Raw genomic sequence first — 23,655 nt, 5'->3', positions numbered from 1 at the left:
ACTCCTTAAACGGCTTCACTTCGAATACGAAGTGTTTGATTAAGTGTTTCATCATTTAACGTGTAATCAACAGGTACATCAATTAAATGGACACCAGGTTCGGCTAAACATTTTTTAACTTGTGGTAACAAACCAGCAGCTGAATCAACTCTCCAGCCGAAACCTCCATAACTTTCTACATATTTGACAAAGTCAGGGTTACCGTAATCCAAACCAAAGTTCTCAAACTCCATATTGGCTTGTTTCCACTTAATCATACCGTAGGCATCATCACGTAAGATGATTACCACTATATGCAACTTGAGGCGCACTGCGGTTTCTAATTCTTGGCTATTCATCATAAAACCGCCATCGCCACACACGGTAATAACTGGCTTATTTGGGTAGACCATTTTCGCAGCCATTGCTGACGGTAGGCCGGCCCCCATTGTGGCCAAGGCATTATCTAACAATAATGTGTTAGGCAAGGCAGCTGGATAATTTCGAGCAAACCAAATTTTGTATACGCCGTTATCTAAGGTCACTATGCCGTCTTTGGGCATAGCTTCGCGTATGTCTCGAACAAAGCGCTCGGGCAATATTGGAAAACGATCATCATTTTCGCTTTCAGCTTTATGCTCTAAGTAGGCGTTATGGGCCTTTCTGAAGAAACTAAAGTCCCAATTAGGTTGTGAGTTTATCTGTTCTTTAAGCTGCCAAATCGTATTAGCAATATCACCTACTACTTCTAGTTGTGGAAAATAAACTGGATCAACTGCAGCTGGTTCAAAGTTAACGTGAATAACCTGCCGACCACCATGTTTCATAAAAAATGGTGGCTTTTCTACAACATCGTGACCAACGTTTATGATTAGGTCGGCACTGTCGATAACGCGATGCACAAAGTCCCCTGCAGATAACGCAGTGTTACCCATAAACAGGTCATCACTTTCATCTAACACGCCTTTACCCATTTGTGTCGTCACATAGGGAATACCCGTTTTATCAACCAATTCTTTCAACATTTTAGAGGTCAATTTACGGTTGGCTGCCGCACCGATTAATAATAGCGGAGACTTAGCCGCTTCAATCATTTCAACCGCTTTATTGATCGCTTTATATTCAGCAATTGGGCGTCGACTGATGCTCGGCGTAAGCAAGTGTGCATGAGTTTCTTCAGCAGCGATATCTTCAGGTAATTCAATGTGTGTTGCACCCGGGCGTTCATCATGAGCTAACCTGAAGGCCTCACGGATAGCAGAGGGAATCCGGTCTCCGCTCACCAACTGGGTGGTGTATTTAGTAATTGGACGCATCATGTCTACGGCATCAATAACTTGAAATCGTCCTTGCTTACTCGTTTTCACAGGTTTTTGTCCAGTGATCATCATCATTGGCATCGCACCTAGTTGCGCATAAGCGGCTGGGGTCACCAAATTAGTCGCTCCAGGACCGAGGGTCGATAAACAGACTCCCACTTTCCCAGTTAATCGACCATAAGTTGCCGCCATGAACCCCGCTCCCTGCTCATGTCGAGTTAAAATTAATTTAATAGGTGACTCTCGAAGTGATTCCAATAAGTCTAGGTTTTCTTCCCCTGGGATCCCAAATATATACTCGACACCTTCTGCTTCAAGGGCTTTGACAAATAAATCTGACGCTTTCATGGACGCTCCTAATCAAGACTGTAGGGTTAACAAAAAAAGTAAAACCTTAGTTTGTATCTGATACATAATCCGTATGTTAGTAGTACTGGTAAAGTATAAAAAACCGATTAGTTAAATCATTTTTTTATATGGAACAAAACTTTACAATTGTTTCATCGTTAAAAATAAACCTTCTGCAACCCATTCACTAAATTTATTTCACTTATTCCACAACCGTTGAGACCCAAGGCTGTTCAACTAAATATTGCACAATGTCTAACTGTAATTGAGTTGTTTGGGCATTAGTCAGTATATTATTGGCTGCAACTTTGTTTTTTTGCTGTATCCCTAACAACCAGTCATCGCGCAACTTTCTGACTTTGCTGAGAATAGTATCTAATTGTTCACAAGGAAAATGCTGCGTAAATTTAAATAAACTGTTGCTTAGTTCGCCAAGTACCAAAGTGATATCGTTCGCTAATTGCTCGCTATACTGGCGTTGTATTTCAACACTAAGCATTTGAAAAAATTGTAAGTTTTCAGTCAACACGAGGGAAAACTCTTGGGCTGAGTTTGGTGTATTATCTTTAGTTTGTGGTTGATATTGCCTGAAAGTTTTAGCGGGAAATCCATCCAGCAGTCTATAGCCTCGAGCGGCTTTGCTTTGCGTACCTATAGACGTTGGCATTATTGCAACAATAGATTCAGCTAAATCAAAAAGGATCTTGGTATCGCCTTGTTTGAGTTCCAGTTCAAGCTCACAAATGGGGATACTCTTACCCCCTGACTCTATTTCGCCTAAATCCCAAACTAGCTCTACAACGTCCCCCTGTGAGTATTCCAGCAAGTATACACTTCGATGAAAATGGGTGGTGAACAGCGTTTCTATTTCAGACTGTATATCGTCAACCTCAATACTTTCTGGCCAAGCTGAACGTGGAAACAATCGAAGATTGGGGACTTTAACACTTTGCTGTTTTGATTCGTCTAAATCCACATTATATTCGGGACGTTGATGCAAACCACCGATAGACTTACCTGCGGTTTTTAGCGTTTGTTCATATTTTTGATTAAACCCCCTTATTCTCAGGCCTATATCGTTTTGGCGCAATTTTCTATCGGGCGTGTCAAAATAGTGGTTAGTTAACACTAGCGTTTGTTGAGTGATGCTAGCATTGAGCTGTGGAAGTAGTTTTTTTTCTATAATATCACCAGCATCTTGACTGGTGAGCAACTTGAGTTCAATTTCGTATTCCATAAAACCTTTTGGGCAGATAAACGTCAGTCTCTGAGTGATGGACTTACCTTAGCGGTTCAAATCCTACTATACAATATAAGAAGTGTCGCAAAAGCGCATCAGTGCGTTAACTGTATTGCTCTAAACGCAAATAGTCCCTTGCCTTTCTTTTAGTCAGGCAATACCATTTACAGCATATTTTTAGGAGTACGTTTTTTTGATTATACGCAAACAAATAGTTTTACTTTTTTTATTCATAACTTGTAGTTTATTGGGTGCACAGACACTGGCGCAGGAGCCGAATGATAGCGAAGGTGAAATTCGTTTTATTTCAGATGATTTGTTTACTTATCTACATGCAGGGCCAGGACGAAATTTCAGGATTTTGGGCTCAGTAGTAGCGGGAACTCGGGTAACTTTACTACAAGAAGACACAGAGAAAAATTTTGTTGAAATAATCGATGACAAACAACGCACAGGTTGGGTTGATGCTGATTTTATTAGTGTCAGCAGCAGTGTTAGGGAATTAGTGCCCGGTCTTCAACAACAAGTTCAAAGTGCTGAACAAACTATCCAACAACAACGCCAAAGTAATGACTTACTTAACCAGCAAATTGCTGATCTCACTTCACAAAATAGCAACTTGAAGAAGAAGCTAAGTGAAGCTGAAAAAGAAAATTTAACAATCACGCAAACCCTTGCCGATTATGACCAAACTGCACAAATGGAATGGTTTACTCGAGGGGGAATTGTTGCAGTTATTAGTTTACTGTTAGGAATTGTGCTTACCTATTTACCCAAGAAGAGACGCAGAAACGATAATTGGATGTAGTATCTAGTTATTAAAATAAGTGAACCTTAATAAGGTCAAAATGTAGAAGGACTACGCAGATATTGGATACCACGAGTCCTCTCTATCAAACCTCTACATAATAAGGCGATGACGATGAATTGGAGGCAAAAACGATGAAATGGGTGGTGGCGCTATTGTTCACACTATTTTGTTTGCTCCAATATCGTCTGTGGTTCGGTAAAAATAGCATTCCTGATTTTATCATTTTAAAAAAAGAAGTCGCCTTACAAGTTACTCAAAACGCTAATTTAAGGCAACGAAATAGCTTGTTGAAAGCAGATATTCATGACTTGAAAATTGGCTTGGAAGCGGCAGAAGAACGTGCAAGAAATGAGTTAGGCCTGATAAAACAAGGCGAAACATTTTATCGTATTTTGCCTTCAGTCGATTAGTTTCTATGGCTTCACTTCCCCAATACTCTGCTGTTGTACCCGCTGCAGGCATAGGCAAACGTATGCAAGCCGAATGCCCGAAACAATATTTGCATATTGCCGGTAAAACTATCATTGAACATACTCTGGCGAATTTGTTAGCCCACGAACAAATAAAACAAGTTGTTGTGGTGCTCAATGCAAATGACACGTTATTCGCGCAGTTGCCTATTGCGAATCATATTGATATTAAAGTAGTTGAAGGTGGTCAAGAACGCAGTGATTCGGTATTAGCTGGACTTAATTATTTGTCTGAAGATAAAGATTGGGTGCTGGTGCATGATGCTGCACGCCCCTGTTTAGCTCAATCAGATTTAACTGCATTATTGCAATTGGCAAACCAAGGTAATATCGGCGGGATTTTAGCTACTCCTGTTCGCGATACAATGAAACGTTCAGCTGAATGCAAAACAAGCCAACAGAGTTATGTCAAACATACTGAACCCAGAGAAAACTTGTGGCACGCATTAACTCCACAGTTTTTTAATTGTGGCACATTACGCCGAGCACTAAACGAGACACGTCACCAAAACGTCTCTACTACTGATGAAGCATCAGCCATTGAATATCTTGGCGAAAAAGTGATATTGGTTGAAGGTCGAGCCTCAAATATCAAAATAACCCAACCTGAAGATTTGTTATTGGCAGAATTTTATCTGACTCAACAACAAGCAAAGTAATGAAAGGAAGTTGAGCGAAGTATGAGTATAAGAATTGGCCACGGTTATGATGTGCATAAATTTGGAGGTTCGGGTCCTATCGTTATTGCTGGCGTTTCAATTGATCACGAGATGGGGTTACTTGCCCACTCTGATGGCGATGTTGTACTACATGCCCTATGTGATGCTTTGTTAGGTGCTTTAGCTTTAGGAGACATTGGTAAACATTTCCCAGATACCGATCCGCAACTAGCAGGAATAAACAGCCGCGAGTTACTTCGTCATGTCTACAAGCTCGTGACAGAAAAACACTATCAGCTGGGAAACTTGGATCTCACTATTGTGGCTCAAACCCCCAAAATGGCACCTCACATTGAAGCTATGCGCTCAAATATCGCCGCTGACTTAAGCGCTGATGTTAACCAGATAAATGTTAAAGCCACCACCACCGAAAAACTAGGATTTGCTGGCCGCAAAGAAGGCATTGCAGCTTATGCGGTGGTGCTATTAACTCAACAATCAGACAACATGTAATGCAAATTGATCACTGGCAACACCTATATCCTAAACTCGACATTTCAGGACAATTTAAGTCTGTTCCTGAAGACTTTAAAGTGACCGAAGTTTTAGGTTATGAACCCATTGGTGAAGGAGAGCATATCTACTTATGGGTACGTAAAACGGGATTGAACACGGCTTATTTAGCAGAGCAAATTGCCAAATTCACTCAATTACCACTGCGGGCTGTGACTTATGCTGGCCGTAAAGACAAACACGCCCAAACAGAACAATGGTTTAGCGTGCATCTGCCTGGTAAAGGTGAATTTGACTGGGCGGAATTTAACGAGCCTGGCGCTGAAATATTGAAATCGATACGCCATAATAAAAAGCTACGAACCGGGGTATTAAAAGGCAATCGATTTAATATCACACTTAGACAGCTATCTAAAACTGCCGGCATTGATGCACGACTAGAGCAGATAAAGCGCAGCGGCGTACCTAATTATTATGGTTCACAGCGATTTGGAAGCACACAGCACGACCCCAGAGGGGGAAATTTAGTTTTAGCTGATAAGATGCTCAACGGCGAAGCCATTCGTAATAGAAACAAACGTTCAATGGCTATTTCTGCGCTGCGCTCTTGGCTATTTAATGAAGTACTACACCGCAGACTACAAAATGATTATTTTAGTCACGCATTGAATGGTGATGTGATGCAATTGGCTGGTAGTCATAGTTTTTTCTGTGCAACTCATATAGACGACAGTATTAAACAAAGAATTGCTCAAAGAGATATATACTTATCAGCGCCGTTGTGGGGACAAGGACAATTAGCAAGCGAAGGCGAAGCGCTACAGTTTGAAAGTGAATTTGCACAACAACATCTCAGTATTACCAAAACACTTGAAGATTTAGGGTTAAAGCAAGAAAGAAGGGCCATAAACTTATTTCCAAATGATCTTGAATGGTCAATAACAAATGATACATTAAACCTAAGTTTCTCACTTCCAGCAGGTACCTTTGCGACTTCAGTTCTGCGAGAGTTACTTGATGTGCAAGAAAACAACCTTGTTTAAATTCCAGATATGGATCATACCGTTTTGCAGCAAATAATAATAAGAATAGGCATTAAATGAGAATAACATCACGTAAAGGTGAAAGCCTTGCTCAACTATTACATAAAGAAGGCATTAGCAATACTAAAGTACTGACCGCTATAGCCAAAATCCCAAGAGAACTTTTTTTGCCTGACGCCCTGAAACACAAAGCCTATCAAAATACAGCTTTACCTATAGGACAAGGTCAAACTATATCTCAACCCTACATAGTAGCTCGCATGACTGAGTTATTATTAGAGTCAGACAACCCAGTACAAAGCGTGTTGGAAATAGGAACAGGGTCTGGCTATCAAACAGCAATCCTGGCGCAATTATTCGCTAGTGTTTATTCCGTAGAAAGAATTAAGACATTGCAATTTCAAGCCAAACGACGAATGAATCAATTGGACTTACATAACGTTAAAATGAAACACGGTGACGGTTGGTTAGGTTGGAACAGTAAAGGTCCCTACGATGCAATCATAGTCACCGCTGCCGCTCGCTCAATGCCAGAAGAGTTATTGCAGCAGCTCAACGAAGGGGGCCGTTTGATTATTCCAGTTGGTGAGGCAAGTCAGCAGTTACATTGTATTACCAAACGAAATGATGAATTTGAATCAAAAATTATTGAAGCTGTCAGATTTGTGCCTTTGGTGGCCGGAGATATTATTTGAAAACATCTAAAACAATGTCTAGTTATTTGGGGATCGCAGCCAAAGGTATTTTAATGGGTGCAGCAGATTCAGTACCAGGTGTATCAGGCGGCACCATCGCGTTTATGACTGGCATTTATGAAGAGCTCATCTTTTCACTTAAACAATGTGGTGTCAGCGCAGTGAAAAAATTGTTCCAAGAAGGCATAAAGTCTACTTGGCAACATATTAATGGGGGGTTTCTGCTGGCGTTATTTGGTGGCGTTATTATCAGTATTCTAACCTTGTCACGTGTGGTTTTATATCTTCTGAATACTCACCCAATTTTATTGTGGTCTTTCTTTTTTGGATTAATATTGGCAGCGGTATGGTCTGTCGTTCGACATATACAAAAATGGGATATTGGCGTTATTACTACTTTCGTCGTAGGTACGGCAGCGGCATATTTCGTTACTACCATTAGCCCAACCACGATAGAAACATCGGGATTTGTTGTTTTTCTCTCTGGAATGATTGCGATCTGCGCCATGATTTTACCGGGAATTTCTGGCAGTTTTATATTGCTACTATTAGGAATGTACGCCCCTATGTTAACCGCAGTCAAAGAGTTACAGCTAATCACTTTATGCATATTTGCCGCAGGTTGTGCAGCCGGTTTATTAAGCTTTTCCCATGTACTAAGTTGGATGTTTAAGCACTACAAAGTCATGACATTAGCCTTGTTGGGTGGATTTATGTTGGGTTCATTAAACAAAGTTTGGCCTTGGAAACAAACTATCGAATCAGTGATTGACCGTCACGGAAAAGAAATTCCTTTGGTTCAACACAATATCTTGCCGCACTCATTTGAATCGCTTCATTCACAACCAGCGTATATGTGGTATGCCATTGCATTAATGATAGTTGGCATGCTAATGGTGGTTGTGCTCGAAAAAATGGGACAAAAGCCAGCAGATAATTAATGGAAATCCGCACGCAAAACAGTCTTTTACTTAACAAAAATTCGATAATTATCGGGACGTTGCTTTGCTGCTTAATCAATACAAGTTGTTCAAACCGCAGTCGACCCGCTCCAGTTTCTGAGCTCTACCAAGGGAAAACCTTTAGAGATTTTGAAGCACAAGCTTATTCAGCTAACACATACCGAGTCAAATCGGGTGAAACCTTATATTCAATTGCTTGGTATTCAGGTAACGACTATCGAGATCTAGCAAGAATAAATAGGATCTCTCCTCCATACCAAATACAACCCGGGCAAATTTTGACTCTTGTTGAATTACCTAAGTCAATACCACTAAAGTCGAAGACTAATACTGGTCAGACTTCAAAAATAATTATAAATCAATCTGTTGACCCTCCCAAAAAGCAGGCGTATGGTGAAAGTGAACACAATGTAAACAAGGATCCAATTGGATCTGCTACCGGTCAATTTCCTGATCGAGTTAAACGTTGGCATTGGCCTACATCTGAACGAGTTTCACGTGGTTTTTCGGCCAAAGAGCAAGGCAACAAAGGCTTAGATTTTTCAGGAAAACTTGGGATGCCAATTTTGGCAGCCGCCGATGGGAAAGTAGTATACACGGGCGATGCATTACGTGGTTTTGGAAAATTAGTCATTATCAAGCATTCTGACGCCTATTTAACGGCCTATGCTCACAATGACAAGATATTAGTAAAAGAACAGCAGTGGGTCACGGCAGGCCAAAAAATTGCCACTATGGGTAGTAGTGGGACCGATAAGGTTAAGCTTCATTTTGAAGTCAGATACAAAGGGAAATCAATTAACCCTTTGCGCTTTCTACCAAACAGATAATAACAATAAATAAGAAAAATATATGAGGAGAAGTTAAAAAAACACCACCGTTGAGGAGTGATCATTATGGGTCAAGATAAAACAGTTTTAGTGGAAGTAGATGCTTTCAGCGATATTGAAGATGCCGTAGAAAGAGAACTTGCCAAGGCTGAAAAAAAAGCCGAAGAACAGTTAGAAGATATTTTAGCCAATTCAGAAGACAAACCTAAGAATCTCGATGCAACCCAATTGTATTTAGGCGAAATAGGATTTTCCCCACTTTTATCCGCAGAAGAAGAAGTCTACTTTTCACGAAGAGCCTTGAAAGGCGATGAAGCATCACGAAAACGTATGATCGTAAGCAATTTGCGCTTAGTCGTAAAAATAGCCAGACGTTATAATAATCGTGGTTTGGCATTACTTGATTTAATAGAAGAAGGCAACTTAGGCCTAATTAGAGCCGTTGAAAAGTTTGATCCAGAGCGAGGGTTCAGATTTTCAACCTATGCCACTTGGTGGATTAGGCAAACTATAGAACGCGCCATCATGAACCAGACTCGTACGATTCGTTTACCTATCCATGTAGTGAAAGAATTAAACGTTTACCTTCGCGCAGCGAGAGAGTTGGCACAAAAACTCGATCATGAACCTACCGCAGATGAAATTGCTGAATCACTAGATAAGCCAGTTCACGACGTCACTAAAATGTTGAGATTGAATGAACGGATCACCTCAGTAGACACCCCTATTGGTGGAGAAAATGACAAAGTTTTGTTAGATGTTATCGCTGACGATAGGGGTCATGGGCCTGAAGAAGATTTACAAGATTCAGATATAAAACTAAATATTATCAGATGGCTAGAAGACTTGAATCCTAAACAGCGAGAAGTATTAGCAAGACGTTTTGGACTATTAGGTTACGAACCATCGACCTTAGAAAATGTGGGTATTGAAATTGGTCTGACGCGAGAAAGAGTGCGCCAAATTCAAGTTGAGGCACTACGAAGACTAAGAGATATGTTAGGTCATAAAGGTTTAGACTTAGAGGCTTTGTTTAATAAGCTAACTTAATCACTCTTTTGTTTTCTAGACTAACTTCAAAACGTAAAACTTAAAAAAGCCTCAATTGAGGCTTTTTAATTACAAGATTCACTTTCTAAATAACTACAATACAGCAATGGCTGCTGCGTAATCTGGCTCTTGTGTAGTCTCAGCAACTTGCTCAGTGTGGATAACTGTTCCCTTTTCATCAATCACAACTATGCTACGAGATAATAAACCAGCCAAGGGGCCGTCGCTAAAGTTAACACCATAATCGTTACCAAAGCTGCCTCTGAAACTTGAACCAGTGGCGACATTTTTTATGCCTTCTGCACCACAAAACCTTGCTGCAGCAAAAGGTAAATCTGCAGACACACACAATATTTTTGTATCACTTAAATCGCTGGCTTTTTGATTAAACGTTCGGATTGAAGTAGCGCATACTCCAGTGTCAACCGATGGAAAAATATTCAAGATGAGTTTTGAACCAGCATAGTCTGCTAATGTTGTTTCTGATAAATCAGTTTCTACTAACGTAAAGTCTGGAGCTTGAGTTCCAACTTCAGGTAACTCTCCTACTGTATTAAAGGCGTTGCCTTGCAATGTTACTGTAGCCATGTTCTATTCCTAAGGTATCGAAGTAATAAGAAGAGGTATTGTAGCTCAAAAATACTCAGCGCATAATCACATAACATTCGCGAGATAGTATTTATCAAAGTATGATTAATCTAAATTTTAAAAGATGTACTCTATGAATTCTAATTTACGATTAATCATCTCAGCGATAGTCTCCTTTAGTTTTTACTTTGCATGGTCATACTGGGCAAACAGCATGGCAACCGATAATCAGGCATTAGTACTTAGATCTGCATTAGTACAAGGCACACTAAGCGCGACTATTACCATTTTGTTTACTTTTATCTTGGAAAAATCGGTTGCTAAATTCGGCGAAAGTTACTTATCCCTAGTATTTGTTGTTCCCATTATCTGTACTGTACATTCTAAAACCTCTCAAAATATTGCTATTTTTAAGACCTTTAAAAATGCCCTAGACAATTCTGCCAAATACCTTAACAACAATGTAGTGCCTGGTACTTTGCTGGCGCCTTTATTGCCTATTTCGATACAAACTAGCATCGCAATTGGAGTGAATTGGCTCAACCAAACTCCCAACTTATGGCTAACCGTTGCGCCAAGCATTTTTATTACAGCTATTTACGGATATGTTTATACTTTCGCTTTATTATCGAAACCTAAACAGCCTGTTTTACAAGAGTAACAAAACGGTAACCATAGGGATTTAATGGCTCTGATTGATAAGATTCACTTGCTAGTTCTTGCCATGAATAGTCAAGTTTGTAGTTAGGGAAGTAAGTATCACCTTCTACATCTAAATCTATTTCGGTCAAGTATAATCTATGACAAAAGGCTAGAAAGTGCTGATAAATGGTGCCACCACCTATTATCATAACTTCTGGAGATGCTATTTGTTGCTCATCGCAATAATTAGCTGCCACCTCAATAGCTTGTTCACAACTATTAACTACTGTCGCATCGCTCAATTTGAAAGTGCGATCAGAACTCACCACTATGTTTAGTCGACCAGGCAAAGCTTTACCAATTGAAGCGTAAGTTTTGCGGCCCATAATAATAGGTTTGCCTAATGTTACTTTCTTAAAATGTTTTAAATCTGCGGGTAAGTGCCAAGGCATAGCATTGTTAGCGCCGATAACTCTGTTGTTAGCCATTGCCGCAATCATTGAAATTTGCATCATATCGGGGGAGATCTTTTTAAGAAAAGGAATGACTTGAAGTATATAAGAATTACAGCGAGCCAGAAATACGTTTCTGGCTCGTTTGTATTTTATTGAGAATTAAACTACCCCTTAGTATAAATAACTTCTACACCAGAGTCGTCGTCATCATCATCGTCGAAGTCGTCATTATCATAGGCATCTTCAATGGTATCTTTGTGATAAGTATCCCATTTAAAACCTGTTTCTTCCTCAACCTCAGCCTCTTCCTCTTCAGGCATTTCCTCAATAAAGTCCATAGTTTTCATGCACAAAGCTTGCGTCCCAACTTTTTGGTATGCAGAAATCTGGAAATACTCACCTTGCCACTCAAGAGCGTTGGCTATCTTTTCACATAATTCATCGACTTCTTCTTCAAGTAACAAATCGACTTTGTTGAAAACTAACCAACGTGGTTTAGCCGCTAGCTTAGGGCTGTATTTCTCCAGCTCAGCAACGATCGCTTTAGCATTTTCGACCGGGTCTGATCCGTCTGCAGGCATCAAATCGACCAAATGTAATAACACGCGACAGCGCTCTAAATGTTTTAGAAATTGGATCCCAAGACCCGCTCCCTCTGCAGCACCTTCAATCAAACCTGGAATATCAGCAATAACAAAGCTACGCATTGAGTCTAGTCGCACCACACCTAGGTTGGGTACGAGTGTCGTAAACGGATAATCAGCAACTTTAGGTTTAGCAGCAGATACACTGCGTATAAAAGTAGATTTACCGGCATTAGGCATACCAAGTAAACCAACATCGGCAAGCAACATCAGTTCTAGTTTTAGATTTCTGACTTCACCAGGAGTACCATCAGTTTTTTGTCTTGGAGCGCGATTAGTACTGGTTTTGAAACGTGCATTGCCTAAACCATGATAACCACCTTGAGCCACCTTCATGCGCTGCTTGTGTTTAGTCAAATCACCCAACACTTCGCCGGTATCGCTATCAGTTGCACGGGTTCCAACTGGCACTTTTATTTCTAAGTCTGCGCCACCTCTGCCAGTACAATTAGCACTCTGACCTTTTTTACCATGTTCAGCACGGTGAAATCTTTCAAAACGGTAATCAATCAAAGTGTTTAAGTTTTCATCTGCGACCAAATAGACACTACCGCCATCACCACCATCGCCGCCGTCAGGGCCACCATCAGGTACGTATTTTTCACGGCGAAAACCGACTACGCCATTACCGCCATTTCCTGCATCAACACGGATATCAGCTTCATCTACAAATTTCATTACTCAATGACACCTTGAATGTTACTTATTTGAATCCAGTATAGTCTGTTGCATTCTTAATTGGATTCACTTTTTAGCTTTTCAACAAAAAGCCCCGCATAAAGCGGGGCTTTTATAAAATCTATGAACTATTACTTATTAAGCAACAATGCTCACAAATTTACGATTTTTTGGACCTTTTACTTCAAACTGAACTTTACCATCAGATAAAGCAAACAAAGTATGGTCTTTACCGATACCCATGTTGTTACCAGCGTGGAATTTAGTACCACGTTGACGAACAATAATGTTACCAGCTAGAACTGATTCACCACCGTAACGCTTAACACCTAGGCGTTTACTTTCTGAATCACGGCCGTTGTTAGTACTACCACCAGCTTTTTTATGTGCCATTTGTAACTACTCCTATTAAGCGCTAATACCAGTGATTTTCACTTCTGTGAACCACTGACGATGACCCATTTGGGTACGTGAATGTTTACGACGACGGAACTTAACGATTTTAACTTTATCGCCACGTCCATGAGTTACAACTTCAGCTGTAACTTTGCTACCACTTACAAAAGGGGTACCAATTTTAATATCATCACCATTGCTAACCATTAAGATGTCATCAAATTCTATTGACTCACCTGGAGCCACTTCGATTTTTTCTAGGCGAAGGGTTTGACCTTCAGCCACACGGTGTTGTTTGCCACCACTTTGGAAAACCGCGTACATAATTAAACTCCGCACTGTGTCACTTGACACTTATATTCATAAAACAGGCGGCGGATTGTACGTGAACACATACCACCGATCAAGCACATTCCTGAATTAATTTGGTTAAATATCAAACGTTTTAGTTTAGTCCTAAGTTTTTCGCTCTACAGGGCCAAAGTGGCACTGGATACCCCCATAAATATCTGTAAAATCCACGTGCTGAACAACATCACATAACTGAATTAGATTTAGAAATAGGTAATTACGGCAGTATGAAATTAGAAACAATTAATCAACTTGCTCATGACGATATGCTGGCAGTAAATGGCCTCATTCAACAACAAGTTGATTCAGATGTATCCTTAATTAATCAATTAGGTTTTTATATTGTTAATAGTGGCGGCAAACGTTTAAGGCCTTTGTTAACTGTACTCGCTGCTAGAGCACTTAACATTAAGACAACTCAGCATCATACTCTCGCGGCGATAATAGAATTTATTCATACCGCCACCCTACTCCATGACGACGTAGTTGACGAATCGACTATGCGCCGCGGTAAAGAAACCGCCAATGCCGTATTTGGCAATCAAGCCAGCGTTTTAGTCGGTGACTTTCTGTATACCCGCTCATTTCAAATGATGGTGAGTTTACAACGCATGCGTGTCATGGAAATTTTATCGAACGCAACTAATGTGATAGCTGAGGGCGAGGTTCTACAATTAATGAACTGCAACGACCCTGAGACCAGCGAAGAAAGTTATATGCAGGTTATTTATAGTAAAACGGCTCGCCTATTTGAAGCCGCTACTTTGCTCGCCGCCGTGCTCACTGAACAAAATGAAGAAATTGAATTTGCCATGCAAGCCTATGGCAAATATTTAGGTACAGCATTTCAGTTAGTGGATGACATCCTCGACTATGCAGCAGATCCAGAAGAAATGGGGAAAAATGTTGGTGATGACTTAGCCGAAGGCAAACCCACGCTACCACTATTGTATGCAATGTGGAATGGCACTGAGCAGCAACAAGCTTTGATAAAAGAAGCGATCGAAACAGGAAATGGCTTAGAGCACTTTACTGAAATAATGGCGGCCATGGCGCAGACAGGCGCATTAAATTATACCAAAAAGCTTGCGCTCGAAGCTTCAGAGAAAGCGATCAAGTCTTTAGACGCTGTACCAGATTCTGACTATAAAACCGCACTAATTGGGTTAGCACAAATTGCAGTTGAGCGTGCGGCTTAAGTTATTTAATTCAAACACACCCAACAACATTTATTGATTACCCTAAAGTTCGAAGTAGGATAAAACCAATTCGAACTTCATTTTTAGGTGATTATTTTTTATCTAACTTAATTCTGCCACTGACAGTGGATACATTTACTTTGGCGCTGCCACCGTTTAAAGAAAACTTTAACCAGCGATTCGGTCCGTATTTGGCTTTCTGCATTTTATCATCAGATAAATTATTGGTAATTCTTCCACCTGCATGACCTTCAATATCAAACCTTGCCGAAACATCCCGTTGTAAAAATAGATAAACCGAGCCACCTACAGACGACGCTTCAATCTCACCGTTTTTATCTAGTTCTAGATGCGCTTCAATTGAACCATTAACCGTATCCATATCCAACTGGTTAACCTGTCCAAGATCCAATTCAATATCACCATTAACGGTTTCTACCCTAATATCTCCACTTTCACTAGTCACTTCTATATCGCCATTTACAGACTCGTAGGAGTCTTCTTTTCCTTTAGAACTCCGAGAATCAATCGCGCCGTTTACTGTGTTTATTTTTACATCCCCTTCTAAACTATCGGCGGAGATTCGACCATTAACTGATTCTAAACGAATACGACCCGCTAACTCTTTCGCTTCTATTGCACCATTAACAGTTTCTACCACTGCGCCACCAAGCACCTGCTCTATTTCAACGTCGGCATTAACAGCGCTGTAATACACTTTACTTTGACGGGGCACGAATATTTCTAACTCGTCACCATCATCTGAGCCCCAATTACCCCAACCTTTATTATTCTTAATTTTGACTTTAATTAGCACTTCGTTGTCGTCTTGCTCGAAGATAAATTTCTCAGTTCTATCACTTAACGTACCTGTCACTCTTACTTCGGATTTATCCCAAGAAGTCACTTTGGCAGAACCATTTACATGTTCGATTTGCACATAAGGTTTTGTTGACACCTCCAATGATCGGTCAATCTTTTCCTCTGCTAGCACAGCCCAGCTCAAGCCTAACAATCCAGCAAAAATTAGTAATTTTTTCATTTCTCTACTCCTAAAACTTCAGCACTTAAATTTGTGACATCTGTTGCCATTTTGGTGAATGCACGCGCTCAATTAAATTAATTTGTTGTTGATGCACACTTTGCAGCATCTTTAATAACGCCATGTTGTTTGGCTCATTTTCCAAAGCCATTTTTATGGCTTCTGCTGCATCATCTAATTCCGTAAGTTGCGTCTGCCAATTTTGAGTTAGCGCTGGTTGGTCTTGAAATCTGACCAAAAGTGCATTTTTTTGCTTTTGATGCTGTGCACTTAATGACGCAACTAACTCATCACCGGTTAACGAAACCTCTTGCTGATTAATCGATAACCAGCCAATTAAACCAAAGACTGCAACTGTTGCTGCAACCAAATACAATTTTTTACCCGCCACTGTAGGAGATGACTCTGCAATGTCACTCGACAATGCCAACTCTATGCCTGGCCACAAGTCTCTATCCGGTTGTTGATCTTTCTCTAAGTCCGCCAACTGATCCGCTAACGCCTTGTCAAAATTACCTTTACTCATATCCCATCCACTCCTTCAACAACTGTTTGGCGCGGTGAAATTGCGCTTTGCTTGAACCCACTGCCATATCCGTCATCGACGCTATTTCTTCATGTCGATAGCCTTCAATAGCATGTAGAACAAAAACGATCCTCGCTCTTTCAGGCAGTCTTACAACATAACTCTCAATATCAACACTACTGCTAGATACATCTGCCTCTGTATTCATGGCAACAGAGTCTTCAATATTAAACATCTTCTGCAACCAACCTTTTTGCTTGCGTATGTAAGAAATAGTGATGTTTGAGGTGACGGTATGCAGCCAAGTGGAAAACTTACTGTCACCTTTAAAATTACCGATTTTTAGCCATAACTGAATAAACACTTCCTGTGTTGCATCTTCTGCTAGCATTTTTTCACCTGTCAGCCGAAAACACAGTCCATACACTTGCCCTATATATTCTTGATACAATCGGTTATATGCTTGTTTGTCTCCGCCCTGCACAGCTTTTATTAAGTCCCACTCACTTTGAGAGGCAAACTTATGTTGGGCAGCAACGACATTTCCTTGTGTAGTCAATCTAACGTCTTATTCTTGTTGTGTTAAAAGATTAGTCGCAGAGTAAATCACAAAGGTTTAAAGCACAAAAATAAAAAATATAATTAGTGGGAATAATTATGAAAGTCATTGGGTTATATACTGGAAAATTAAATCACATTGGTGAAAAACGCAGTGCGACTGGTATTTATAAGCAATCAGTTAACCAAGTTTCTGTGGATGAACTAGGCATTAAAGGCGACATTCAAGCAGACAAACGTTTTCATGGCGGACCAGAAAAAGCGCTGCATCAATATGCCTTAAGAAGTTATGAAAAAATCATCAAACGATATCCACTTTTACATCGTAAAGCTAAACCTGGAATGATAGGCGAAAACCTCAGTGCCCAAGAGATGAATGAACACAACGTATGTATCGGCGATATCTACAACTTAGGCACAGCCATAATACAAGTGAGTTCACCGCGTATACCTTGTTGGAAAATAGACGCAAAATTCAAACAACCCGATTTAAATCGCTTTATCAGCGAAAAAAGGCTAAATGGTTGGTACTACCGAGTCTTACAAAGCGGCGAGATCACTATCCATGATGAATTTCAACTGCAACAACAGCCTAACCCACATATTACGATAGATACTATGCTTAAGGTTATTCATGGGCAGGCTGATAATCAAACAACTGAACTCGCAATTCACGCTGTTGGACTTGACCCGCAATGGCAAAGTCGACTACAAAAAAAATACCATTTGGCTTAATACAGAGAGACAAATCATGGAACAAAATTTACTAGAAAAGACAGGTAGAACATTACAACAGTGGAAACAGTTATTGGCCCAACAGTCCTTTAGTAAACATGGCGAATATATGACTTTTCTTAAAAAGGAACATGGCATTACCCATGGCTTCGCAAATTTCATTACTTTGAAATTTCGAGAAGCCGATGCCGCTTCATTTGACGCTGATGATTTAGTTGTTAACCAGTATAGAGGTAAAGAGAACCTGAAACCTATATTTGATAAGATGCTGGCAGCCATCACCCAATTGGGAGCAGATATCGACGTCGCCCCTAAAAAATCGGCAGTAAGCTTAAGGGTTAAAAGGCAATTCGCACTTATTCAACCTTCAACTAAAAAGCGTATCGATTTAGGTTTGAAACTAAATGACACTCCTTTTACAGATAGACTTGAATCATCTGGCCCGTTTGGGACTATGTGCAGCCATAGAGTACAAATTACCGAAATAGGTCAAATCGACGATGAATTGATGCAGTGGCTTAAAGCCGCGTATGAACAAGCGAAGTAGTGAAATAACGGTAACAACAGACATAAAAAAACACCGCTAAAATTAGCGGTGTTTTTTAATTAATACTCAAAAGGCGATTAAGCTTCTTGAATGATAATCAACTTGATAGTGGTAGTCACTTCTGAGTGAATTTGCAAATCGATATCGAATTCGCCAGTTTCACGTAAAGTACCAACAGGTAATTTAACTTCAGATTTAGAAACTTCAACACCAGCAGCAGTAATTGCAGCAGCTATGTCGCGAGTACCGACAGAACCAAACAACTTACCTTCATCACCCGCAGGAGAAGCAATAGTTACTTCACCTAAACCAGCAATTTTATCTGCACGAGCCTGTGCTGCAGCTAGTTGGTCAGCAATTTTTGCTTCCAACTCAGCACGGCGCTGTTCAAATTTTTCAACGTTTACTTTAGTAGCGGGAACTGCTTTACCTTGTGGGAACAAGAAGTTACGCGCGTAACCTGATTTTACAGTGACTTTGTCACCCAAGCCGCCTAGGTTTGCGATCTTGTCTAATAGTATGATTTCCATCTTTGCTACCTATCGATTACTTGTGAGAATCAGTATATGGAAGCAACGCCAAGAAGCGCGCACGCTTAATTGCAGTTGACAACTGACGCTGATATTTCGCGCTAGTTCCAGTGATACGGCTAGGTACAATTTTACCACTTTCAGTGATGTAGTTTTTCAACATTGCGATGTCTTTGTAATCAATCTCAGCAACACCTTCAGCAGAAAAACGACAGAACTTACGACGTCTGAAAAAACGAGCCATTATTCGTCTCCTTCTTGTGCGTCTGCAGCTTCAGCTGGTGCTTCTGTAGCAGGAGCAGCGGCTGGCTTGTCATATGATTTTTCTTCACGTTTTTCACGACGTTCTTCTTTAGCCATTGGAGACTGTTCAGTCACAGCAGCTTTAGTACGCATAACTAGGTTACGCAAAACAACATCATTAAAACGGAAAGCAGTTTCTAGTTCTTCAACAGCTTCAGCAGTTGCTTCAGCGTTAATTAAAACATAGTGTGCTTTATGAAGTTTATCGATTGGGTAAGCCAATTGACGACGGCCCCAATCTTCCAAGCGGTGAATAACCCCGCTTTCTTGGGTAAGAATTCCAGTATAACGCTCGATCATACCTGGAACTTGTTCACTCTGGTCAGGGTGAACCATAAATACGATTTCATAATGACGCATGTATGTTGCTCCTCACGGTTGTAGCCTCGATAGCACAGTCAAACTATATAGAGACAAGGAACTAAAATTAGTGACTGATTTAAGCGGCGCGGATTGTATATAAACTGGGCTTTTTGTACAAGGTTTATTTGTGTTTTTAAAAGAGAAAGGCATGTACTGCGTACGCAGGAGTTATTCGCTTCGCGAACCAAGCATGGCTGCGCCATAGAGCATGCGCTTCGCTTACCGTCATCCATGACTTTATTCAAGCCTCGTCCCTGCGGCTCGACTGACTTTTCTTCAACAGCTAAGAAAAGTAAGCAAAAGAAGCCGGCCTCTAACAAAGCTCTTATTCTATTTTTTATAAACTCAAAAGGCCGTGCTGATTTGTTCCCGACAAAACACCACTCAATTGGCTATCCATGCCAATTGTCCTATTGAGTTTTTAATAAAAAATAGCGAGCTTTGAGTCGCGACAAAATCAAAAGCATGTGCTTCGCACACCAAAAGCAGAATAAACAGAGTGGCCCAGATTGTTGCAGCATCAAGCAGCTGAAAATAGATTTCTGCTAACTACACATGCAGGAATAACAATACAAACAGTTTTATCGAATTAATGAGTTAACTTAAATATAATTCAATAGTCGCAAGCCTTTAATATATTTGTTACTAATATAGTGAAGTTACAAACCAATCAATATTCGGCAAATAAACGACATTAAATTGTTAGCAGTCAAGAAATCAATCATGGATATTTCACTTACTGATATATAAAATAAAAGAATCGGCCGCAAGCGACCGAGTTTAAAACAGACCCAACTGTTTGGCGTATTGTTCTTTGAGATCAAGCTCGGCTAGTTGGTTCTGCACATACTTCCTAATTGTTTCTTCATTAGCATTACCAATCGTTTCAACAAAATAACTTTGTGTCCAAAGTTTGCCACCCCAAAAATATTTTCTTTTTATCTCTGGGTACAATTTGAAAAACTCTCTAGCTGAAATACTTTTAACCACTTACATTACTTGGCTAGGAGCCAACTTAGGATCTCCTTTTATCACCATATGAATGGGATCATCTGGAATTTCTAGCTCTTGAATATCAATATCGTAGTCATAACCTATCTTGCGAATAATCGCTTTCATCGCTTCGCGATAAGACTCCATAAACACTTTATGTCGATATTTGGGTATCCAAACAAAGTGATACATTAAGCAAAAACGTGAGTTAGTTGAACAACGTAATCAGGCTGATCAATTAATTCATACGGTGCAAACTTCAATGACAAGTTTGGCCGAAGCACAACAAGCTGAGCAGCCACAAGCTCAACAAGCAAATGATAGCGCCAACGATGATGATATTATTGATGCTGATTTTGAAGATAGTAGAAATGCACAATTAAATAACCTGAGTTCTGGATAAGAAGTATCGTCCAAACTAAATTTAACAATATAATTCAATAACTTAACCACACTCGCCAAAATCCCCCAACTGAATGCTTACTCGGTGACGAAATTTTTCGTGTATAGCAAGGCGGATTGTCGTACGTAATAACGTGTTATTGCTAGACAATCCAACGCCGCTAGGCACAAAAAGAGCGTTATCGAGAGGTTCGGCTTATCCAGTATTCAGGTTAAATAGTTAACCTGATAAAAGTAACAATGATTAAAATACTATAACTCTTACAACATAAATAAAAAACGGTCCTAAATAGAACCGTTTTAATGAAAAGTAAATATAATAAAAAATTTTTACAAACTGAAATTCATTCTTATATAAACATTACGGCCGTCCGTATCGTATGGCGCATTACGTGAATAAATCAGACCACGATTAGCTTGATAATCAGCTTCATCTGGATAAGCATCAAAAATATTTTCAGCGCCCAAACGAACTGATAATACTGGTGTTATCTGATAATTTGCAGACAGATCGGTGAAAAATTCCCCTCCAAACTTCTGATGAATATCACCATCGGAATTAAAAGAGTAATCAGTCCATTCTCCGTAGTACCTAATTCTAGCCATAAACGCTAACTCGCCAAGAGTATAATTAGCGGTAAAGTTAGCTGTGTTCTTGGGGAGATTTTCTTCGAAACGAATACGAGTGGTATCATTCCCAACCAAAGAGCCGTTTAACACTTCTGTTTTATTATGATTAAACGAAGCTGATAAATTGATTTGCCCATCGGCAACAGATGAAGTGTAACCCACGACCAAATCCATTCCACGAGAACGAGTATCAAAGTCATTCTGGAAGAAACTCACGCCAGTTATACCTTCTCCTCCAGGTACGCCTAATGCAATTAATTCTTGTCTCTCTTCAGCAGTCAAAGTAAAGGTTTGCGACGTACCAAATCTATTATCAACATCGATTTGGTAAAAATCTATTGAAGAATTAAACCCACCGGCATTTCGATAAACAATACCACCACTAAAATTGGTGGAGTCTTCAGAATCAAGCTGTTGGATATCTACATCATCTCTGTTTGATATTATGTTAGCAACCTCTCCTTCAGGGGAGAAACGTCCATTAGTAAAAATATTTAAAGTAACGGTATCTAATCCCTGATAAGTGCGTTCGCTAAATAACTGCGCCGGAGTTGGGGCTCTAAAGCCTGTAGATAAAGTAGCCCTTAAAGCAAGGTTGTCATTTAATTCATAGCGACCAGAGAGTTTACCTGTTGTGGTACCGGTGCCGTATTCAGAGAAGTTTTCATAACGTGCAGCCATACCTAAAGTAAAGCTTTCACTGAAAGGTAATTCCACATCAATATAAATTGACGAACTGCTTTGACTTGACTCACCCGATTGTTCAGGGCTAAAGCCCGGAAAACCATTAGAGCCAGAAGGCAAGCCTACTGATGCACCTGGACCTATTTGATAAGAAGCCAATTCACCTTCTTTAACCTCATAGGTTTCTTTACGACGCTCCAAGCCAAATCCCACACTTGTCATGTCAAACATAGAAGCAAGTTGAAATGCATAATTGAAGTCCAAATTAACATTTAATTCGCTTTGACTTAAAGTCCCAATATCAAAACTGGTTGGGCTGTTTGGGCCTAATGAAGCATTAATACTATTAGACATATTGTATGCTATCTCATTGCTGCCATAGCCTGCGCTCAAATCCCAGCGCAGGCCATTTGACCATTCACCTTTAACGCCTCCGGTTAACGAGCTGTCAGTATCTTCTTGCCCAAATTGGGGAGAAAAACCAGCAGGATAGGTGTCACGAAGATCAAAATCAGGAAAAACATCAGTAAGATTAAAAGCACTGGTTGAGTCAGGATTTCGCCAGTTAAAATCTGACACACCTTCACCTGAGCCATAAGAGCCAAACAAATAAGCTAAGACTGATTTAGTTAACCCCAAGCCAGAGTTAAACATAAATCGAATAGACTCGCTTTCAGGTTGCCCCCAATTTTGCACTGGGTTAGGTACATCAACTTCAGGATGATTAGTTACAAATTCAATGGCATCTGGGCGCTGACGACTACGAGACGTTTTATTCGCATCAGTATATTCAAAAGTGGCGGTCATAAAACCATCATCACCTAATGCTGTTCCACCTTTAATCCCTAATCGAGTGTTTTCTCCGTCACCTTCACTGTACTGTGAATATTGGCCAAAACCACTAAGGTTAGCGCTGTCATCTAAGATAATATTAATCACCCCCGCAATAGCATCCGAACCATATTGTGCTGAGGCGCCGTCACGTAAAACTTCAATACGTTTAATTGCTGAACTAGGTATCTGAGCTAAATCTGGTCCTTGGGCACCGTTACCTCCTAACAAAGCAGAACGATGGCGACGCTTACCATTAATCATCACTAAAGTATGATCAGGAGATAAACCACGCAGCGTAGCTGGGCGTACAAAAACCTGTCCATCAGCCATAGGTAACCGCTGTACTTTATAAGAAGGGATAAGCTGTGCTAACGTATCGGTTAAATCTTCTGACACTGTATTCGTTATAGCTTGTGATTCAAGTACATCGATCGGCGCACTTGAATCAAATAATGTTCTTTCTGCTCTACGTGTCCCTGTTACAATAAGGCTTTCCATAACCAATGACTCTTCATTTGCTTGAGCATAAGACACTGCCGGAAAAACAGTAGTTAGCCCACAGCATAAATGTACTAAACGAGAAATATTTTTTGGAACAAACATATACGACCCTATTAAAAATAGATTAAATATTTA

At 40.2% G+C, this 23,655-nt stretch carries 28 protein-coding genes and 1 pseudogene; 14 read left to right on the top strand and 15 right to left on the bottom strand.

Annotation, left to right across the window (positions count from 1 at the left end; all coding sequences use genetic code 11):
- Positions 1–5 precede the first annotated feature (5 nt).
- Positions 6–1,646, bottom strand: coding sequence for an acetolactate synthase large subunit (locus ABJK37_RS19460; RefSeq protein ID WP_348357341.1), 1,641 nt, complete (start codon positions 1,644–1,646; stop codon positions 6–8).
- 202 nt (positions 1,647–1,848) lie between these two features.
- Positions 1,849–2,883 (bottom strand): CYTH domain-containing protein, encoded by a 1,035-nt coding sequence (locus ABJK37_RS19455; RefSeq protein ID WP_348357339.1) that lies wholly within the window; start codon positions 2,881–2,883, stop codon positions 1,849–1,851.
- A gap of 196 nt (positions 2,884–3,079) precedes the next feature.
- On the opposite strand from ABJK37_RS19455, the gene ABJK37_RS19450 reads away from it, so the two are divergent.
- From ABJK37_RS19450 to rpoS, 9 genes are all read left to right on the top strand, one after another.
- The gene (locus ABJK37_RS19450; protein ID WP_348357337.1) at positions 3,080–3,694 is read left to right on the top strand and encodes a TIGR04211 family SH3 domain-containing protein; all 615 of its coding nucleotides are present in this window, start codon (positions 3,080–3,082) and stop codon (positions 3,692–3,694) included.
- Between the two features lie 134 nt (positions 3,695–3,828).
- A complete protein-coding gene (gene ftsB / locus ABJK37_RS19445) occupies positions 3,829–4,107 on the top strand; it encodes a cell division protein FtsB (RefSeq protein ID WP_215927179.1) in 279 nt (92 codons plus the stop codon).
- A gap of 5 nt (positions 4,108–4,112) precedes the next feature.
- On the top strand, positions 4,113–4,826 hold the full coding sequence (gene ispD / locus ABJK37_RS19440) for a 2-C-methyl-D-erythritol 4-phosphate cytidylyltransferase (RefSeq protein ID WP_348357335.1): 714 nt from the start codon (positions 4,113–4,115) through the stop codon (positions 4,824–4,826).
- Between the two features lie 21 nt (positions 4,827–4,847).
- On the top strand, positions 4,848–5,339 hold the full coding sequence (gene ispF, locus ABJK37_RS19435; RefSeq protein WP_348357333.1) for a 2-C-methyl-D-erythritol 2,4-cyclodiphosphate synthase: 492 nt from the start codon (positions 4,848–4,850) through the stop codon (positions 5,337–5,339).
- Positions 5,339–6,382 (top strand): tRNA pseudouridine(13) synthase TruD, encoded by a 1,044-nt coding sequence (gene truD, locus ABJK37_RS19430; protein WP_348357331.1) that lies wholly within the window; start codon positions 5,339–5,341, stop codon positions 6,380–6,382. The genes ispF and truD overlap by 1 nt, the downstream gene beginning before the upstream one ends.
- 56 nt (positions 6,383–6,438) lie before the next feature.
- Positions 6,439–7,077, top strand: coding sequence for a protein-L-isoaspartate(D-aspartate) O-methyltransferase (locus ABJK37_RS19425; RefSeq protein WP_348357329.1), 639 nt, complete (start codon positions 6,439–6,441; stop codon positions 7,075–7,077).
- Positions 7,074–8,018 (top strand): DUF368 domain-containing protein, encoded by a 945-nt coding sequence (locus ABJK37_RS19420; RefSeq protein ID WP_348357327.1) that lies wholly within the window; start codon positions 7,074–7,076, stop codon positions 8,016–8,018. The genes ABJK37_RS19425 and ABJK37_RS19420 overlap by 4 nt, the downstream gene beginning before the upstream one ends.
- The gene (locus ABJK37_RS19415) at positions 8,018–8,869 is read left to right on the top strand and encodes a peptidoglycan DD-metalloendopeptidase family protein (protein ID WP_348357325.1); all 852 of its coding nucleotides are present in this window, start codon (positions 8,018–8,020) and stop codon (positions 8,867–8,869) included. Before ABJK37_RS19420 ends, ABJK37_RS19415 begins: the two co-directional genes overlap by 1 nt.
- 66 nt (positions 8,870–8,935) lie before the next feature.
- Complete coding sequence (rpoS, locus tag ABJK37_RS19410; protein ID WP_215927167.1) at positions 8,936–9,919, top strand: RNA polymerase sigma factor RpoS; 984 nt, start codon at positions 8,936–8,938, stop codon at positions 9,917–9,919.
- A 93-nt stretch (positions 9,920–10,012) separates the two neighbouring features.
- On the opposite strand, the gene tpx is transcribed toward rpoS, so the two are convergent.
- Positions 10,013–10,507, bottom strand: a complete 495-nt coding sequence (gene tpx, locus ABJK37_RS19405; RefSeq protein ID WP_348357322.1) for a thiol peroxidase — start codon at positions 10,505–10,507, stop codon at positions 10,013–10,015.
- 133 nt (positions 10,508–10,640) lie between these two features.
- Between tpx and ABJK37_RS19400 the strand changes: the two genes are divergently transcribed.
- Complete coding sequence (locus ABJK37_RS19400; RefSeq protein ID WP_348357320.1) at positions 10,641–11,168, top strand: hypothetical protein; 528 nt, start codon at positions 10,641–10,643, stop codon at positions 11,166–11,168.
- Here the strand turns inward: ABJK37_RS19400 and folA are convergent.
- The 4 genes from folA to rplU all read right to left on the bottom strand — a co-directional run bounded on the left by folA (position 11,143) and on the right by rplU (position 13,646).
- Complete coding sequence (gene folA / locus ABJK37_RS19395) at positions 11,143–11,664, bottom strand: type 3 dihydrofolate reductase (RefSeq protein ID WP_348357318.1); 522 nt, start codon at positions 11,662–11,664, stop codon at positions 11,143–11,145. The two genes, ABJK37_RS19400 and folA, sit on opposite strands and share 26 nt — an antisense overlap.
- Positions 11,665–11,768: 104 nt before the next feature.
- A complete protein-coding gene (cgtA, locus tag ABJK37_RS19390; RefSeq protein ID WP_348357316.1) occupies positions 11,769–12,926 on the bottom strand; it encodes an Obg family GTPase CgtA in 1,158 nt (385 codons plus the stop codon).
- A 138-nt stretch (positions 12,927–13,064) separates the two neighbouring features.
- Positions 13,065–13,319: a 50S ribosomal protein L27 gene (gene rpmA / locus ABJK37_RS19385; protein ID WP_007622901.1), complete on the bottom strand. Its 255-nt coding sequence runs from the start codon at positions 13,317–13,319 to the stop codon at positions 13,065–13,067.
- 15 nt (positions 13,320–13,334) lie between these two features.
- Entirely contained in the window at positions 13,335–13,646 is a 312-nt protein-coding gene (gene rplU, locus ABJK37_RS19380; RefSeq protein ID WP_215927157.1) for a 50S ribosomal protein L21, read from the bottom strand.
- A 254-nt stretch (positions 13,647–13,900) separates the two neighbouring features.
- Between rplU and ispB the strand changes: the two genes are divergently transcribed.
- Positions 13,901–14,872 (top strand): octaprenyl diphosphate synthase, encoded by a 972-nt coding sequence (gene ispB / locus ABJK37_RS19375; protein ID WP_348357313.1) that lies wholly within the window; start codon positions 13,901–13,903, stop codon positions 14,870–14,872.
- A 91-nt stretch (positions 14,873–14,963) separates the two neighbouring features.
- Here ispB and ABJK37_RS19370 read toward each other — a convergent pair whose 3' ends face one another.
- The 3 genes from ABJK37_RS19370 to ABJK37_RS19360 are packed head-to-tail and all read right to left on the bottom strand — an operon-like array spanning position 14,964 to position 16,999.
- The gene (locus ABJK37_RS19370) at positions 14,964–15,914 is read right to left on the bottom strand and encodes a DUF4097 family beta strand repeat-containing protein (protein WP_348357311.1); all 951 of its coding nucleotides are present in this window, start codon (positions 15,912–15,914) and stop codon (positions 14,964–14,966) included.
- Positions 15,915–15,939: 25 nt separating this feature from the next.
- On the bottom strand, positions 15,940–16,440 hold the full coding sequence (locus ABJK37_RS19365; protein ID WP_348357309.1) for a hypothetical protein: 501 nt from the start codon (positions 16,438–16,440) through the stop codon (positions 15,940–15,942).
- Positions 16,433–16,999: a sigma-70 family RNA polymerase sigma factor gene (locus ABJK37_RS19360; RefSeq protein WP_348357307.1), complete on the bottom strand. Its 567-nt coding sequence runs from the start codon at positions 16,997–16,999 to the stop codon at positions 16,433–16,435. Before ABJK37_RS19360 ends, ABJK37_RS19365 begins: the two co-directional genes overlap by 8 nt.
- Before the next feature lie 98 nt (positions 17,000–17,097).
- Between ABJK37_RS19360 and ABJK37_RS19355 the strand changes: the two genes are divergently transcribed.
- Together ABJK37_RS19355 and ABJK37_RS19350 are read left to right on the top strand one after the other, a co-directional pair.
- A complete protein-coding gene (locus ABJK37_RS19355; RefSeq protein ID WP_348357305.1) occupies positions 17,098–17,733 on the top strand; it encodes an MOSC domain-containing protein in 636 nt (211 codons plus the stop codon).
- Between the two features lie 16 nt (positions 17,734–17,749).
- Entirely contained in the window at positions 17,750–18,280 is a 531-nt protein-coding gene (locus ABJK37_RS19350) for a DUF5655 domain-containing protein (RefSeq protein WP_348357303.1), read from the top strand.
- A 77-nt stretch (positions 18,281–18,357) separates the two neighbouring features.
- Here ABJK37_RS19350 and rplI read toward each other — a convergent pair whose 3' ends face one another.
- From rplI to tnpA, 4 genes and pseudogenes are all read right to left on the bottom strand, one after another.
- Positions 18,358–18,810 (bottom strand): 50S ribosomal protein L9, encoded by a 453-nt coding sequence (gene rplI / locus ABJK37_RS19345; RefSeq protein WP_215927142.1) that lies wholly within the window; start codon positions 18,808–18,810, stop codon positions 18,358–18,360.
- Between the two features lie 16 nt (positions 18,811–18,826).
- Positions 18,827–19,054, bottom strand: a complete 228-nt coding sequence (gene rpsR / locus ABJK37_RS19340; RefSeq protein WP_215927140.1) for a 30S ribosomal protein S18 — start codon at positions 19,052–19,054, stop codon at positions 18,827–18,829.
- A complete protein-coding gene (gene rpsF / locus ABJK37_RS19335) occupies positions 19,054–19,473 on the bottom strand; it encodes a 30S ribosomal protein S6 (protein WP_348357300.1) in 420 nt (139 codons plus the stop codon). The genes rpsR and rpsF overlap by 1 nt, the downstream gene beginning before the upstream one ends.
- Before the next feature lie 783 nt (positions 19,474–20,256).
- Positions 20,257–20,661, bottom strand: a pseudogene (gene tnpA / locus ABJK37_RS19330) (IS200/IS605 family transposase).
- 70 nt (positions 20,662–20,731) lie between these two features.
- On the opposite strand from tnpA, the gene ABJK37_RS19325 reads away from it, so the two are divergent.
- The gene (locus ABJK37_RS19325; protein ID WP_348357297.1) at positions 20,732–20,872 is read left to right on the top strand and encodes a hypothetical protein; all 141 of its coding nucleotides are present in this window, start codon (positions 20,732–20,734) and stop codon (positions 20,870–20,872) included.
- A 329-nt stretch (positions 20,873–21,201) separates the two neighbouring features.
- Here the strand turns inward: ABJK37_RS19325 and ABJK37_RS19320 are convergent, their stop codons facing one another.
- Positions 21,202–23,622, bottom strand: a complete 2,421-nt coding sequence (locus tag ABJK37_RS19320) for a TonB-dependent receptor (RefSeq protein ID WP_348357295.1) — start codon at positions 23,620–23,622, stop codon at positions 21,202–21,204.
- Positions 23,623–23,655: the final 33 nt, after the last annotated feature.

The organism is Paraglaciecola sp., from assembly GCF_039964565.1.
Classification (GTDB): domain Bacteria; phylum Pseudomonadota; class Gammaproteobacteria; order Enterobacterales; family Alteromonadaceae; genus Paraglaciecola.
The sequence above is the reverse complement of the archived record's forward strand: the minus strand, read 5'-3'. Positions and strand labels throughout refer to the sequence as shown.